Raw genomic sequence first — 661 nt, 5'->3', positions numbered from 1 at the left:
CGTCTCCCCATGTGAGATATCAGCGAGTGATCGATCGTGACATACTCCGCTCCATCAAGTGTGATGCCATCCGTAAACGCGCTTTCATCCCCGCGAATTCCGAGCTGGCTGATTCTCGTATCACGTCCGGTGATCCGAAGCAGCGTTGACAGAGAATTGTTATTTTGAACTAGATTGCTGCCCATTCGATTTGCCCAGCGATTTGATGAGCCTTCTCCCATAAGAGTAATATTATTCTTCACCTCTATCGTTTTGTTCAGCAAATACTCACCTCTTGGAATAAAAACAACTCCTCCACCCTCCGATAGACCTTTCTTAGCCAAAAAGTCGATCGCTTTTTGAATGGCTTCCGCATCATTTTTCGCATCGTTTGGGATGGCGCCAAAATCGGTGATATTCACATAGAAGTCCTTTTGCCTATCCTCTTTATATGCCTTTGCTACCGACCCTCTCTCATTCACACTAACCAACATCATGAAAATAACCACCAAGTATAAGAAAAATAGCTTCCGCTTCACGTTTCTTTCTCCCTTTCCCCTCAAAAAAACTGACCTTTTTCAAGGCCAGTCCTTCTATTGATTAAAAACGATTATACTTTAAAGCGTTGGATAACCTGCTCAAGTTCTGTAACCATCTGATCGAGTTTATCGGAGGATAACAA

General features: G+C 43.3%; 1 protein-coding gene. It reads right to left on the bottom strand.

The window, feature by feature from the left end; all coding sequences use genetic code 11:
* On the bottom strand, window positions 1-476 hold a 476-nt coding region (locus EDM52_RS24275), incomplete at its 3' end, for a glycosyl hydrolase family 28-related protein (RefSeq protein ID WP_221175578.1).
* Window positions 477-661 lie beyond the last annotated feature (185 nt).

It is taken from the genome of Brevibacillus invocatus (assembly GCF_003710915.1).
GTDB lineage: Bacteria > Bacillota > Bacilli > Brevibacillales > Brevibacillaceae > Brevibacillus > Brevibacillus invocatus.
This window is presented reverse-complemented; position numbering and strand designations above follow the sequence as displayed.